This is a genomic window from Rhodococcus sp. LW-XY12 (assembly GCF_019317345.1).
In the GTDB taxonomy this organism is placed as follows: domain Bacteria; phylum Actinomycetota; class Actinomycetes; order Mycobacteriales; family Mycobacteriaceae; genus Rhodococcus; species Rhodococcus pyridinivorans.
Genome location: NZ_CP079225.1, coordinates 4,575,063 through 4,589,294 on the forward strand (window position 1 = coordinate 4,575,063; position 14,232 = coordinate 4,589,294).

The following is a 14,232-nucleotide window of genomic DNA, read 5'->3' on the forward strand; positions in this document are numbered from 1 at the left end:
AATGCCTGTAACCGACGTCCGGCACGACTCCGACCAGCCGACCCTGACCATCACCGCGGAGTTCGTCGCCCCGGTGTCCCGCATCTGGCAGGTCTACGCCGATCCCCTTCAGCTGGAGAAGATCTGGGGACCCCCGACCTTCCCCGCGACGGTGGTCGACCACAATCTGAAGCCCGGCACCCGTACCACCTACTTCATGACCGGCCCCGATGGTGAGAAGTACGCCGGCTACTGGGATATCACGACCGTCGACGAACCGACGGGCTTCTCGTTCCTGGACGGCTTCGCGGAGCCGGACTTCACCCCGAAACCGGAACTACCCGTCTCACGGTGCGTCTACAGTTTCGAGGAGTTCGAGGGCGGCACGCGGGCAACCTATGTCAGCACCTACGAGAGCGCCGAAGCGCTCCAGCAGGTTCTGGACATGGGCGTGGTCGAGGGCGCCTCGTCCGCCATCAACCAGATCGACGCATTGGTAGCGGAGCAGTAGCACCGAGCCGAACCCCGGTCCGTGCGGAGAAGAAGTACACCTCGTCGGGTTTCGGGATCACGTGGATCTCGGAACCCGACGAGACGGGCACATGCCGATCCCACCGGACGACGATCCTGTCGGCATCTCCGTCCACGGTGTCCTTCGGCACCGCGTACACGAACGACTCGGCACCGAGTTCCTCGACCAGGACCGTCCGTAGCGACCAGGAGTCGGATCGCCACGCCCCCACGGTCGTCCACGATTCCGGACGGACCCCGATCACCACGCGATCGGAATCCACCGAACGCGGAACGCGGATTCGCAGCGCTCCGAGTTCGGCGTACCCGTCGTGTACAGCTGCCTCGACGAGGTTCATCCCCGGCGACCCCACGAACCCGGCGACGAAGGTGTTCACCGGCTCGTCGTACAACTTCCGAGGCGACGCGACCTGCTGAAGGCGGCCGTTCTCCAGGACGGCGACACGATCTCCCATCGTCATCGCCTCGACCTGGTCGTGGGTCACGTACACGGTGGTGGTGCCGAGCGACCGCTGCAACTCGGCGATCTGCGCGCGGGTGCTGACCCGCAGTTTCGCATCGAGATTCGAAAGCGGCTCGTCCATGCAGAACACTGCCGGGTGACGGACGATCGCGCGCCCCATCGCGACACGCTGACGCTGACCACCCGACAGCTTTCCGGGCTTGCGGTCCAGCAGTGATTCCAGTTCGAGCATCCGGGCGGCTTCGAGCACTCGGGCCGTGCGCTCGTCCTTCTTCATCCCCGCGTTCTGCAGAGCGAAAGCCATGTTCTCCGCCACGGTCATGTTCGGGTAGAGCGCATAGTTCTGGAAAACCATCGCGACGTCACGGGCCTTCGGTGGCAGTCCTGTGACGTCACGACCACCGATCTCCACGCGCCCGGAGTCGACCGCCTCGAGACCGGCGAGCATGCGCAGGCTCGTCGACTTGCCGCATCCCGAGGGCCCGACGAGGACGAGGAATTCCCCGTCCTCGATGTCGAGGTCCAGTCGGTCCACGGCAGGACGATCGGCACCGGGATACCGATGGGTGACGTTGCGGAAGGCGATGGCAGCCAATGGTGTTCCTTCTACTTCAGGTTGGGGGTGATCTGCCTGTCGACGACCGCCTGCAGCTGCTGCTGCACGTCGGCGAGGGTCGTTGCGACGTCGGCGTTCTGCAGTGCGATCCGTTCCAGGCCGGTCCCGATGATCTGATCGCCACCGGGGACGAACACCCGGGCGTAGTCCTGGGAGCGCGTGACGGCCAGCTGGTCGACCGCGGTCCGTGCGTTGGGGTTGTCCTCGAGGTACTCCTTCATGGCGGGGTTGTCCACCGCGGACTTCCGGACCGGCATGTAACCGATGTTCTGTGAGAAGTACGCGGTGTTGTCGCCGTTGGTGACGAACTCGACGAACTTCAGGGCATTGCGCTTGCGTTCGTCGGAGATACCGGACGGAATCGCCAGACCCGCACCACCGGTGGGGCATCCCGCGACGCCTTCGGGAGCCGGCAGGAAGGCCGTCCCGAATTCGAAGGACGCGTTCTGCGTGATACCCGACAGGTCTCCCGTGGACGCGATCGTGGAGGCGATGAGACCGGCGGAGAAATCGTTCGCGATATCGGTCGTCACCGCGGCGTACTTCTTGTCGTGGATCATGCGCTTCAGGAATTCACCTGCCGCAATCGTCTTCTCGTCGGTGAACTTCAGGTCCCATCCGTCGGAATAGGCACCACCGAAGGTCCAGATCGGGCCCTCGAAGGTCCATCCGAGGTAATCCTTGGCGTTGCCCCAGCCGTGCGCGAGCCTGCCGTCGCCGACCACCCCCTGGATGCGGGGACCCCACTCGTCGAACTCCTCCCAGGTGTCGGGTCCGCGATCGGGAAGTCCGGCCTGCTGCCACACCTGCTTGTTGTAGTAGAACAGCGGAGTCGACCGCGCGTACGGAAGAGCGAAGTGACTCCCCTCGTAGAGATAGTCCGCGAGCAGGGAATCGACGTAGTCGCCGGTGTCCACTCCCACCTCGCGGAACAGATCGTCGAGCGGGGTGATCGCACCGGTGATCGCATAGTTGAACCACCACACGTCCGACAGCACGACCACGTCGGGCAGGTCGCCGCCGGAGAGCGCGGCGTTGAACTTCTGTGAGACCTCCTCGTAGTTCTTGCCACCGTCGATGAGATCGACCGTGATGCCCGGGTTCGCGTCCTGGAACCGCCGGATCAGCTCCTTCTCCACGTCCTGGGATTTGCCGGGGTGGTTGGACCAGAAGCTGATCCGCGATGCATCGCCGGATACCGATCCCGTTCCCGAAGTCTGGGACGAGCCACCGCCCGTCCCTGCACATGCGGTCAGCGCAGCGCTCGCAGCCACGAGACCGGTCAGCCCGAGGAAACGACGCCTGTCGATGTTCCTGATGTCCATTCCCAGCTCCCTGAGGATTCAGCCCTTGACCGCACCGGAGGTGAGGCCCTTGATCATGTGCTTTTGCAGCACAAGGAAAATCACGAGAATCGGCAGCATCGCGAGCACGGTGCCGGCCATGACCGGACCCCAGTTCGTGACACCGTCGTTGTTCTGGAGTTGTGTCAGCCCGATCGGTAACGGCGCAACGGATGCGTCGTCGGCCATCAGGAACGGCCATAGATACTCGTTCCACTCGTTCACGACGGTGATGAGCGCGAACGCGACCATGGTCGGGCCGGATACGGGGAGGACCACGCGCCACAGCAGCCGGAACGGGCCCGCTCCGTCCATCCGTGCGGCTTCGATGATCTCGGCCGGAATGGACAGGAAATGGTTGCGCATGAGGAACGTTCCGAAGGCCACGCCTGCCAACGGCACGATGATGCCCTGGAAGGTGTTGCGCCAACCCCAGTCCGCGACGAGCGCATAATTGGAGATGACGGTGATCTGGTTCGGCACCATCAGCGCGGCGATGATGCCGAGGAAGACGATGTTCTTGCCGGGGAACCGCAGGAACACGAGACCGAACGCACTGAACACTCCGAGGACGAACTTCACCGTCGCCAGTATCGTCGTGATGACGATCGAGTTGCGCAGGAACAACCCGAACGGCACAGATTCGGTTGCCTCCGTGTAGTTCTGCGGATGGAAGACGCTCGGCCACCAGGTCACCGGCAGCGTGTAGATGTCGGGCCGCTCCTTGAACGATGTCACGACAATCCAGTACAAGGGCAGAGCCACCACCAGCAGCACGAGCACCATGGCGACATAGGCCAGAGCCGTGACGGCGCGCTCTCGTCTTCGGTGCGAACGCGTTTCGTCCGCGGGTGCGACCAGGTGCACGACAGACTTCTCCGCGACAGCGGTCACGAGTGACCTCCTCGGTCCATGATGCGCACCTGATAAACGGTCACCGCGAGCAGTACCAGGAACATGATGGTGGCAACGGTGGCGCCGTAGCCGGCACGGAAGTTGCGGAACGACTCGTCGTAGATCTGGTAGACCATCGTGGTCGTGCCGGTCCCCAACGGACCCCCACGAGTCATGACGTTGATGATGTCGAAGACCTGGAACGAATTGAGCAGCACGGTGATCGACAGGAAGTAGGTGGTGGGCCGCAATTGCGGAAGGACGACGCGCCGGAAGCTCGTTCCCCGGGAGGCACCGTCGATGGCGGCGGCTTCGCTCAACTCGGGCCGGAGTCCCTGCAGTGCAGCGAGATAGATGACGAATGTGTAGCCGAGATTCTTCCACATGTACGTCAGGGTCACCATCACCAACGCCCAGTTGGAGTCCTGGTAGAAGTCCGGCGTCGGAATTCCCACCCGGGTCAGGACGTCCTGCACCAGACCGAAGTTCGGATCGAAGACGAACTGGAAGGCGATTCCGACGGCCGCACCGGAGATGACGAACGGTGCGAACAGCGCCGACCGGACGAGATTGCGTCCATGGAGCCTACGGTCCAGAAGCAGTGCGAGCCCGAGTCCCAGTGCCATCGAACCGGCAACGGTCGCCACGGTGAACACGATGGTGTTGCCGACGATCTCCCAACTGTCGGGACGCGTGAACCATTCTCGGTAGTTGGCGAGTCCGACGAAGGTCGAGTTCGGGCTCGCGATGTTCCACTCGAAGAAGGAGAGCCGGATGTTGTCGGCGAGAGGCCGGTAGGTGAACAGGATCAACAGCGCGAGATTGGGCCCGACCAATGCCGCGAAGAGCGCGTAATCGCGCCACGGGCGGTGGCGGAGGCCGCGTTCGTGTTGCGGCAGGGTTCGTTCCGGACTCGGTGACACCGGAGCAGTGTGTGCCGACAGAACGAACCATGGGTTACGAAAGGGCGACGCCCCCTGCTATTCCGGACGAACGTTACGAACCGGAAGCAGGGGGCGTCGGAGATGTGCGTCGGTGTCAGAGATTCCAGTCGCCGAGACCGTCCCAGCCGTTGAGGGTTCCACCGGCCGTGTTCTGCACGATCACCGGATCGCCCTTCTTGGCGTTCTCGTAGAACCACTTGCCGTCCTCGGTGCTCACGTTGAGGCAACCGTGGCTGACGTTGGTGTTGCCCTGCGCGCCGACCGACCACGGTGCGGCGTGGAGGAAGATGCCGCTGTTTGACATCCGCGTCGCGTACTCGACGTAGGTGCGATATCCCTCGGGGCTGTCGACGGGCACCCCGTAGGTCGACGAGTCCATGTACATGTCGCGGTACTTCTCACCGACGATGTACGTGCCGTTCGGGGTGTCGTGGCCGGGCTTGCCGAAGGACGTCGGCATGGTGCGGACGACCTCGCCGTTACGGGTGACGGTGATGGTCTTGGTGTTGTTGTCGGCGACCGTCACCAGAGCGTCACCGATGGTGAACGACGACTGAGTGTCGCCGGCCTTCACGGTCACCGCGGTGTTCGCGGGCCAGAACTCGAACGGCTTCCAGCGGACCTGCGTGTTCGACGCCCAGTAGAAGTGCCCGTCGACGGGCGGCTGCGTGGTGATGCGGATGGCGCGTTCGGCGGCTGCACGATCTCCGACGGCCTCGTTGAAGCGGATGATGATCGGCTGCGCGACACCCACCGTCTCCCCGTTCGACGGGTTGACGGACGGAGCGGAGAACGGGGCGGCCGGCTCGGGAGCGAGCTGGGGCGGAAGCTGCGGCGGCGTCACCCCGGGCGGCGTGAGCCCTTCGATCAGCTCTTGGACACTCGGCACCTCGGGCCCACCGGGCCACAGCGGTGCCGCGCTCGCAGGACCGGCGGTGGCCAGTGCCACGGCGGCTGCGCCCACGAGTGCAGCACCGATCCGCGCAGATCGGCGGCCCGTGCGGCGACCGTTCGACAAAGCTCGCTTTTCGAACATTCCACAACCCATCGTTCAGCGGTGCGCCGCGCCTTACTTCCCCTGCGCGGCGTGCTCGTACCCGTTCATTAGACACAGGACGGTTACGGACGGGCAATTCGAATGCGGACGGTCTCGGCGTTTTCCCAGTTCAGCGGACCGAGTGGTCTATTACGAATGCGGACGGCCACGGCGCGGGTGAACGGATATCACCCGCGCCGCAGACCCGCGGTCACACCATTTCCGGGACGTCGAGGTGGGCGATGACGAGCTCGAACTCACCGGTATCGAGCACCCTGGCGCCTGCTGCCCGAGTCACCTCGGAGCGGATGTCGTCGACATGTGCTCTGGTGCGGTCCATCGCCTCGGCACTGTCGAACGTCAACGAGGTCACCCCGCGACCACCGGCACGGTCGAGCATCAGGCTGGCGCTGCAGAAACCCTCGAGTTCCTCCATCCGCGGCAGCGCGGCCATCTTCCACATGTCCACACCGCGATCCACCTGCGCGGGATCGATGTCGACCCAGGTGACACTGCAGCAGGACCCACGGGTCGAGTGGTGATCGCGGTGCATGACGGCGATCTCCCAGTTGGCCACGTCCGTGGTGGCATGGAACATCCGGGCCGCCTCGTCCCGGAGCATGCGGGCCATGCCTTCGCTGGAGCGCAACACGTCCTCGTCCCGCCAGGAGCTGGTGGCGATGCATCGGCCCGAGCCGCGGTCGATCAGCAGGGACAGCCCCAGGCAACCGTTCATGTCCGCCAGGGCAGGCATCACGATGTCGCGTACGTGCTTGATCCCGGCGTCGATGTACGACGGATGCGCATGAATTGTGGTGGAGCGTGCAAACACGATCGGCACCCCTCTCCTCAGGGCGGCGCCGACGCGGCGTCGCCGGTCGTTTCGGCGCGACCCCCCACCCGAAACCACCCGTGTTCACACTGCTCCCCTACTCGGCCGTAGGCAATAGACGGACAGCGTGCGTCTGTCATCCTCGAAGGGTGGCGGCCTCGAACGGCATCGACCGCATCGGTCCCGGAGACCTGATCGAACTCGTCTCGGACGTGGGACGGGTACCCATGAATGTCGGTGCTGCGATCTTCTTCGCCGGTGAGAACCTGACGAACCCCACGACACTGATGACCGTGCTCGCCGAACGCCTCGTCCGGGTTCGACGCCTGCGGCAATGCCTGATCGAGCCGGCCTTCGGACTCGGGCGTCCCTACTGGCTCGACGACGCCCACTTCGACATCGATGCCCACTTCTCCCAGGTGCGGTGCCCCGGTCCCCGCGACAGGGACGCCGCACTGACGCTCGCCGCGGACGCCCTTACCCGGCCGCTGCCCCGATCGCAGCCGTTGTGGCGCGCGCTGCTCGTCACCGACATCGCGGACCCGAACGGGCACACGGCGTTGGTGATGGTGCTGCACCACGTCCTGGCCGACGGGATCGGTGGTCTGTCGATCCTGGCGCATCTCGTCGACGGCACGGACAGCACACCGCCCATGCCCGAACAGCGCGCTTCAACGCAACCAACCAGACGAGAGTTGTTCTACGACAATGCAATCGGTCACTTGCGGGCGCTCCGCCGCGCACCGCGAGCCGTCGCACGTCTTCCTGCAGCATGGACAGAACTCGGGAGGGGCGGCGGCGGACGTGCCCCGCGGTGTTCGTTGAACGCGCCCATCGGGTCTCGTCTGGCGCTCGAGACCGTCGAGGTAGATCTGGACACGCTCCGTCGGGCGGGACGGCAGTGGGACGCAACGATCAACGATGTGCTGCTGGTCGCCGTCGGGGGCGCCCTCGCCACCATCCTGCACAAGCGCGGCGAGTTCCCGTCCGAGCTGATGATCTCGGTGCCGGTCTCCGCCCGCACCGCTGCCACGGGTGGGCAACTGGGCAATCGCGTCGGCGTCATGCCCGTCCGGGTACCGCTGGACGGGACCCCGGGGCACCGGTCGGTATCCGTCTCCCGCACGACCCGACTGCAGAAGGCGAACGTGCGGGGCCTGTCTGCCGAACTACTGGGTCCGGTCTTCCGCGCCCTTGCGGCCGTCGGGGCGTTCCGCCGGTTCGTGGACCGGCAGCGCCGGGTCAACTCGTTCCTGTCCGACCTGCCGGGACCGTCGTCGACGCTCACCGTTGCCGGAGTGCCTGTCGCGTCGATGGTGCCGATGATCGTCACCACGGGCAACGTCGCGGTCGCTTTCGCGGCCCTGTCCTATGCCGGCACGCTGACCGTGGCGGTCGTCGTCGACCCCGATCTCGTCCCCGAACACCGTGACCTCACGGAGGCCCTGCGCGAACAGTTCCGCTCGATCGTCGCCTCCGCACAGTGACTGCCGGCCGCTCCGATGTGGCGGTCGGGAACCGAGGAGCGGAGTACCTTGCTGTGCATGTCGGAGGAGATCGCCGAGATCCGTACCCTCGCCGATGCCCGGAAGGTGTTGGCATCGCAACCGTTCAGCGTCCTGATCGGAGCCCGTCTGACCGAGTACGAGCGCGGCCGGGCAGTCCTGGAAATACCGCTCAGGGAGGAACTGCTCCAGCAGTTCGGCTTCGCGCACGGAGGTGTTCTGGCCTACGCGGCCGACAATGCGCTCACGTTCGCCGCAGGCACGGCCCTCGGGCCGTCGATCGTGACGACCGGCATGAGCCTCGACTACCTGCGGCCCGCCGGGGGCGTACTCCTACGCGCGGTCGCCACGATCGTCAGCACCAGTCGCAGGCAGGCACTGTGTCGTTGCGAGATCTACGCCGTCACCGAGGACGGGACGGAGAAGATGTGTGCGGCGGCGCAGGGCAGTGCTCGCCTGATCGATCTGAATCGTTGAGCGGGACAATCTGTTCCACCCTCCGTTCAGAGACCGAAGATCCTCGCCAGTCGCGCATCGGAGTCGTACAGGGCGTCGGTGTCGAAAGTGGATGCGGAGCTGAGCACCTCGTTCGCCCCGGTGGAGGCGAGCAGTTTCTCGAGCCCTTCGGCCACCTGGTCCTCGGTGCCGGCCAGCGAACCCTTCGCGGTCTCGTCGACGATGCGGCGGCGCCGCTCGGTCATCGGCTGCCGGCGGATCTCCTCGATCGGGGACAGCGGCGGGAACGCCCCCTCTTCGCGTGAGACGGCCATCGCCCAGGCCTCCGGAAGCTGCAGTTCCCGAGCCTCGGCTTCGGTATCGGCGATGAGGATGTCCAGGCCGACGACAACATAGGGCTCAGCGCCGGGTGTGGCCGGGCGGAAGTCGGCGCGATAACGGTCGAACGGTTCCGATCCCTGCCGCAGAAGCGGTCCGGCGACGACGACGGGCAGACCCAGACGCGCCGCCAGCCGCATACCCTGCCCGGTGCCGAGGACGAAGATCGGAGGCGGCTCGGACAGTCGAGGACGCACCGTCACTTCGGCGGTGCCGTGCAGATAACCGCGCAGTTCCTCGATGTCGGCGGCGAAGTCGTCCGCGTCGGCCTTGTGGGTCCGCAGCGCATCGCGCACAGGCGCGGTGAATCCGAGGGAACGACCGACACCCAGATCGATCCGTCCCGGGTGCATCGCTTCGAGCATCGCGAACTGTTCGGCGACGACGATCGGTTGATGGTTGGGCAGCATGACGCCGCCGGATCCCACTCGGATCCGGCTCGTCCGCTCCGCGATCGTGCCGATGAGCAGCGGTGGAGCTCCCGACGCGATGCCTGGGACGGCGTGGTGCTCGGCCACCCAGAAGCGGTGGTAGCCGGCCGCCTCGGCGAGTTCGGCGCGACGCAGGGTCTGCTGCAATGCGGCAGCGTCCGGCTGCCCCTCCCGGGTCCGGGAGCGGTCCAGCAACGACAACGCCACCTGCACGGTCGTCTCAACACCGCGACCGTCCCGGATCTTCCCTGCAGGTCAGGGATCTTCGGGACCCCAAGCGCGTCCGGCTGCGATCCGGTCCCCGTGGAAGTGGAGTTGCCCGTGCTCCGAGGCCTTCTGCGCCGCGGCGACACCGTGTGCATCGGCGAGGTACAGCAGGAGATCGGCGATCGCGTCTCCGACCGCGACGACCTGGTCGCGGGCATCACCCGCTCGGATCGCCATCTCGGCGAGTACGCGCCCGGTGCCGATCGCCCCTGTCACCGCGGCCGGTCGTTGCGGGTGGCCGCCGTGCAGCGACGACACGGGACGACTCCGTGTTCACCCAACTCCGCCAGGTACAGCGCGTCGCTCCACGGCACGTGCGGAAAGCGGTCGAGTCGGGCACGGGAGAGCGGCACCCCGCACAGGGTCTGATTGGTGCCGGGCGTCCATGCGTGGGTGTCGCCGGACGGGTAGCGGATCCCGTCGGTATCGATCCATCGTCCCGACGCAGCGACTGCCGGGTGGGAGTGCTGAGCCATGGGGCCGGGTTCCCGCCACCGGACGGGATTACTCGATCCGCGACGCTGCGAGCATCTCCTCGATCGAGACGAACTTCAGGCGCGAGCGTCCCGCCGCCGATCCGCGGGCCTTCTCCTGCTTGTCGATCTGCAGCCAGCCCCGGTAATCGATGTACTCCGGACGCCGCTCGGCGACCAGCGCCGCCAGCTTCTCCCGATCGGCGACCGGCTCGGGCAGCTTGCCCTCGACGAAATCGTCGAGGATCTTCTCGACCGTTTCGGCAGAGCACTGCTTGTTGGTGCCGATCACGCCGCTGGGACCACGCTTGATCCAACCGGCGGTGTAGACACCGGGCACCGGTGCTCCGGCCTCGGCGTCGATCACCCGGCCGCCCTCGTTCGGGATGACCCCGCGCCGCTCGTCGAAGGGCAGACCGGCCGGCGCGGTGCCGCGGTAACCGATCGAACGCAGCACCAATCCCGCCTCGAGGATTTCGGTCTGTCCGGTCGGGCGGGCCTCGAGACGGCCGTCGACCACGACCAGTTCGTTGCGCTCGAGGGTGATCGATTCGACAACACCGTCGCCGGAGATCTCCACCGGCGAGGCGAGATAGCGCAGCACGATCCGCTTGTTGCCCTCGGTGGGAGTGCGCTGCGCGAAGCCCTCGACCTGCCGCACCTTGAGCGTCAGGCGGGGTTCGACCTCCGGATCGTCGATCAGCGCGCGGCTGACCGGGTCGAGTTCGACCTCGACCGGGTCGACGACCACATCGACACCGGGCAGCGAGCCGAGCGCGAGCAGCTCCGGGTTGGTGTAGGCGGCCTGCGCCGGGCCGCGCCGGCCCACGACCACGACCTCGCGGATGTTCGACTTCCGCAGCGCCTCGAGCGCGTGCTCGGCGATGTCGGTGCGCGCGAGCTCGTCGGGGTCCATCACCAGGGCTCGCGCGACGTCCAGGGCGACGTTGCCGTTGCCGATGATCACCGCGCGTTCGGCCGACAGATCGAAGGTGTGGTCGGCGAAATCAGGGTGTCCGTTGTACCAGGCGACGAACTCGGTCGCGGCGCGGCTGCCCACGAGGTCCTCTCCCGGGATGCCCAGCGTGCGGTCGCCTGCGGCACCGACGGCGTAGATCACGGCGTGATGATGCGCGAGCAGTTCCTCGTGGGTGATGTGGGTGCCGACCTCGACGTTGAAATAGCACTGGGTGTTCTTGTGGCCGATGGCGCTGCGGAAGAGGTCGCCGACTCCCTTGGTGCTCTGATGATCGGGGGCCACACCGGCACGCACGAGCCCGTAGGGGGTGGGCAGGCGGTCGAAGATGTCGACCTGCACCGCCGAGTGCGTCACCAGATCCATCGCGGCATAGCACGCCGCAGGACCCGAGCCGACGATCGCCACCCGCAGGGTGCCCAGCTCGGCGGGCAGCTTGCGGCGCGTGCGCAACTCGGGCCAGTCCGGCCCGATCGGGTAGCGACGGTAGTACTCGGCGTTGATCTCGAGATACGGCTCCTGCGCCGGCGTGAGTTCGTTGTCGGCGGCGATCGCGTCGACCGGGCACTCGTCGACACAGGCCCCGCAGTCGATGCACGTGTCGGGATCGATGTAGAGCATCTCCGTGGTCGCGAAGGGTGCTTCGTCGGGTGTCGGGTGGATGCAGTTGACCGGGCAGACCTCGACACACGAGGCGTCGTTGCAGCACGCCTGGGTGATTACATAAGCCACAGTTGTACCTGCCTACAGTGCCGATTCCGGACAACGAACGAGCCTCAGACTAGTACACGTTCCAGTTTCGGTCGAGAACCACGTTCTCAAAACCATATCATCGAATTTCCGGCTGTCGAGGTGCCTCAGATGTCCGTTTCGGCGCTCGATTCGATGCGGAAACCGATCTTGAGAGTGACCTGCGTGTGGGCCACCCGGCCGTCGTCGATGTGGCCCCGGATGTTGACCGTCTCGAACCACTCGAGATGCCGCGTGGTCTCCGCTGCTCGCGCCACCGCTTTCGCGATCGCGTCGTCGACTCCCGTCGTCGACGATCCGACGACCTCGATCACCCGGTAGACATGACTCATGGCTGAACTCCTCGAATCGACGATGCTCCGATTCGGATCGTCCCGCCCTCGAGGGACCCCCGTCCCCGGAACCACGAAAATGACAGAAAGATTCAGGCACGACGCGCGAGCGACCGGGCGAGTTCGCCCAGCCGCGCCAGACGCAGGTCCCCGAGCGGGATCGCGCCGGCACCGAGCCGGTTGGTGACGAAGGCGAGCGACAGACCGGTGTCGAGATCGGCGTACGCCCCCGAGCCACCCACTCCGTAGTGCCCGAGCGCACCGCGCGGACGCTGGATGCTCGCGAATATGGGCTGGTGGTAGCCGAGCCGCCACGCCATCGGCACACCGAGCACGTAGTCCCGGCTGCGCACCCGCACGCGCGACATCTCGTCGATCGTGGTGGCGTCGAGGAACTTCACGCCGTCGATCGTCCCGCCGGCGGCTATCGCCCCGTACATACGCGCGAGCGAGCGGGCGGTGAACACACCGTTCCAGCCCGGCATCACCGAGTCGTGCACGGCCGGGTCGCCGACGAGCCTGTCGAAGCCGTCGGGCATCGCGGCCTCGGCGAGACCGCGGGTCGGTTCGAGTCGCGACAGGACCGCGGCGCTCGCACCCCAGTGCAGGCCGACCGGGGCGAGCCGCGGGAAGAGCTTCGCGATACGGCCCCGTTCGTCGTGAGGCACGCGGTACCAGAAATCGGGATCGCCGAGGGGCCGGGCGATCTCCTGCTCCACGACCTCCACGAAGGGCAGACCGGTCACCCGCTGCACGAGTTCGGCGACGAGCCATCCGTAGGTGACGGCGTGGTAGCCCGAGCCGCGTCGCCGCCGTCGATCCGGTGCCGCCTGCTCGAGTGCCGCGACGGTCGTCTCGTAGTCGAGGATCCCGCGCGTCCCCGGAACCAGACCGCGCACCCGGTGCAGTCCGGATCGGTGGGTCATGACGTCCGCGACGGTGATGTCATCTTTGCCGTTCGCGGCGAACTCCGGCCAGTACTGTGCAACGGGCGCGAAGTAGTCGATCACTCCGCGCTCGGCCAGACGGTGCACGACGGTCGACGCCACGCCCTTGCCGGTCGAGAACGACAACGCCATGGTGTCGCGGCTCCACCGCTTGTCGGGGGCCGACCAGCCGGACCAGATGTCGAGGACCTTCTCACCGTGGAGATAGGCGGTGAGTGCGCCGCCGCCGTCCCGGGGCCGCTTGTACAGCGAGAAGAACGCGTCGGCCAGCCGCAGGAATCGCGCATCGACGACCATCTCGGTCGGCGCCGCCGGGCCCGGCCGGGCGTCGATCCGCCCCGGGACGTGCACCGGTGCGAACGACGCTGTCGCCCCGGCAGGTTCGAAGACTGCTCCGGTCGTCATCGCGACACCTCCATCGGCATGTGCGACAGGCTACGACGACACGGAACGTAAAGGAAGGGTTTACGTACAGTCTGTCTGTCGAGGATCCCGGCGAGACGCGCCGAATCTACGGCAGGGGCGACGGCGGCGTCTGCGCGCCAGGAGTGAAGTACCGGAAGTCGCCCAGCACGACACACCCGCGTGCGGCCTCGAGTTCGAACGCGGCCGCCGCCGTGCCCTCGCACAACACCGGATCGTCGGCGTCGCCCACATAGGCCTGCGACTGCGGACCCGCGGCGACGACCGCCGTGCCCGGACTTTCGAGCACACCGAGCGCCAGGGCCTCCTCCCCCACGCCGATCGCGAACAGCCGTCCCGACGTGCTTTCCCCGGCGCCGACACCGCCGTCGAATCCGGCGGCCACCACCTGTGCGGCACTGCGGGCATCGGCGAATCCCACGCCCCGCTCGGCATAGCTCCACGCCTCGGCGGTGCCGTCGGTGGACGCACCGCACGCTTCGCCCCCGTCGATCTGCACGATCTCGGCCGGGGCACCCGGCGGTGCCGTGCACGTCGTGGCCGCGGACGCGGTCTGAGGAATGAGGAAACCGACCCCGATGGCGGCAGCGAATACTGCCCCGACGCCGAGAACCCGACCGGACGCCCACGAGCGAATCACGACATCGACCCTTCCG

16 protein-coding genes are annotated in these 14,232 nt (G+C 66.6%); 3 read left to right on the top strand and 13 right to left on the bottom strand.

Features of this window, described 5'->3' with window-relative positions:
• Position 1: 1 nt before the first annotated feature.
• Positions 2-490, top strand: coding sequence for an SRPBCC domain-containing protein (locus tag KXC42_RS20930; RefSeq protein ID WP_219129533.1), 489 nt, complete (start codon positions 2-4; stop codon positions 488-490).
• Here KXC42_RS20930 and KXC42_RS20935 read toward each other — a convergent pair.
• The 6 genes from KXC42_RS20935 to KXC42_RS20960 form a co-directional block, all read right to left on the bottom strand.
• Positions 456-1,568 (bottom strand): ABC transporter ATP-binding protein, encoded by a 1,113-nt coding sequence (locus tag KXC42_RS20935; RefSeq protein ID WP_006553670.1) that lies wholly within the window; start codon positions 1,566-1,568, stop codon positions 456-458. The genes KXC42_RS20930 and KXC42_RS20935 overlap by 35 nt on opposite strands.
• A gap of 11 nt (positions 1,569-1,579) precedes the next feature.
• Positions 1,580-2,914, bottom strand: coding sequence for an ABC transporter substrate-binding protein (locus KXC42_RS20940; protein ID WP_373922169.1), 1,335 nt, complete (start codon positions 2,912-2,914; stop codon positions 1,580-1,582).
• Between the two features lie 18 nt (positions 2,915-2,932).
• The gene (locus KXC42_RS20945; RefSeq protein WP_006553672.1) at positions 2,933-3,826 is read right to left on the bottom strand and encodes a carbohydrate ABC transporter permease; all 894 of its coding nucleotides are present in this window, start codon (positions 3,824-3,826) and stop codon (positions 2,933-2,935) included.
• Entirely contained in the window at positions 3,823-4,749 is a 927-nt protein-coding gene (locus KXC42_RS20950) for a carbohydrate ABC transporter permease (RefSeq protein WP_052040160.1), read from the bottom strand. Before KXC42_RS20950 ends, KXC42_RS20945 begins: the two co-directional genes overlap by 4 nt.
• A gap of 115 nt (positions 4,750-4,864) precedes the next feature.
• Positions 4,865-5,806 carry an Ig-like domain-containing protein gene (locus KXC42_RS20955; protein WP_006553674.1) on the bottom strand — a complete coding sequence of 314 codons (942 nt, stop codon included), beginning with the start codon at positions 5,804-5,806 and terminating at the stop codon, positions 4,865-4,867.
• A 211-nt stretch (positions 5,807-6,017) separates the two neighbouring features.
• Positions 6,018-6,647, bottom strand: coding sequence for a hypothetical protein (locus KXC42_RS20960; RefSeq protein ID WP_064060821.1), 630 nt, complete (start codon positions 6,645-6,647; stop codon positions 6,018-6,020).
• 140 nt (positions 6,648-6,787) lie between these two features.
• On the opposite strand from KXC42_RS20960, the gene KXC42_RS20965 reads away from it, so the two are divergent.
• Entirely contained in the window at positions 6,788-8,125 is a 1,338-nt protein-coding gene (locus tag KXC42_RS20965) for a wax ester/triacylglycerol synthase domain-containing protein (protein ID WP_219129534.1), read from the top strand.
• 57 nt (positions 8,126-8,182) lie between these two features.
• Complete coding sequence (locus KXC42_RS20970) at positions 8,183-8,620, top strand: PaaI family thioesterase (RefSeq protein ID WP_019290802.1); 438 nt, start codon at positions 8,183-8,185, stop codon at positions 8,618-8,620.
• A 26-nt stretch (positions 8,621-8,646) separates the two neighbouring features.
• On the opposite strand, the gene KXC42_RS20975 is transcribed toward KXC42_RS20970, so the two are convergent.
• From KXC42_RS20975 to KXC42_RS21005, 7 genes are all read right to left on the bottom strand, one after another.
• Positions 8,647-9,615 (bottom strand): MsnO8 family LLM class oxidoreductase, encoded by a 969-nt coding sequence (locus KXC42_RS20975; RefSeq protein WP_064060870.1) that lies wholly within the window; start codon positions 9,613-9,615, stop codon positions 8,647-8,649.
• Between the two features lie 48 nt (positions 9,616-9,663).
• Positions 9,664-9,891 (bottom strand): hypothetical protein, encoded by a 228-nt coding sequence (locus KXC42_RS20980; RefSeq protein ID WP_006553679.1) that lies wholly within the window; start codon positions 9,889-9,891, stop codon positions 9,664-9,666.
• Complete coding sequence (locus tag KXC42_RS20985; RefSeq protein ID WP_006553680.1) at positions 9,888-10,151, bottom strand: hypothetical protein; 264 nt, start codon at positions 10,149-10,151, stop codon at positions 9,888-9,890. The genes KXC42_RS20980 and KXC42_RS20985 overlap by 4 nt, the downstream gene beginning before the upstream one ends.
• A gap of 28 nt (positions 10,152-10,179) precedes the next feature.
• Positions 10,180-11,856 (bottom strand): FAD-dependent oxidoreductase, encoded by a 1,677-nt coding sequence (locus KXC42_RS20990; protein WP_219129535.1) that lies wholly within the window; start codon positions 11,854-11,856, stop codon positions 10,180-10,182.
• Between the two features lie 125 nt (positions 11,857-11,981).
• On the bottom strand, positions 11,982-12,206 hold the full coding sequence (locus tag KXC42_RS20995) for a dodecin (protein ID WP_006553682.1): 225 nt from the start codon (positions 12,204-12,206) through the stop codon (positions 11,982-11,984).
• Between the two features lie 92 nt (positions 12,207-12,298).
• Positions 12,299-13,558 carry a serine hydrolase gene (locus KXC42_RS21000; RefSeq protein ID WP_006553683.1) on the bottom strand — a complete coding sequence of 420 codons (1,260 nt, stop codon included), beginning with the start codon at positions 13,556-13,558 and terminating at the stop codon, positions 12,299-12,301.
• A 106-nt stretch (positions 13,559-13,664) separates the two neighbouring features.
• Positions 13,665-14,216 (bottom strand): DUF6764 family protein, encoded by a 552-nt coding sequence (locus tag KXC42_RS21005; protein ID WP_006553684.1) that lies wholly within the window; start codon positions 14,214-14,216, stop codon positions 13,665-13,667.
• Between the last annotated feature and the right edge of the window lie 16 nt (positions 14,217-14,232).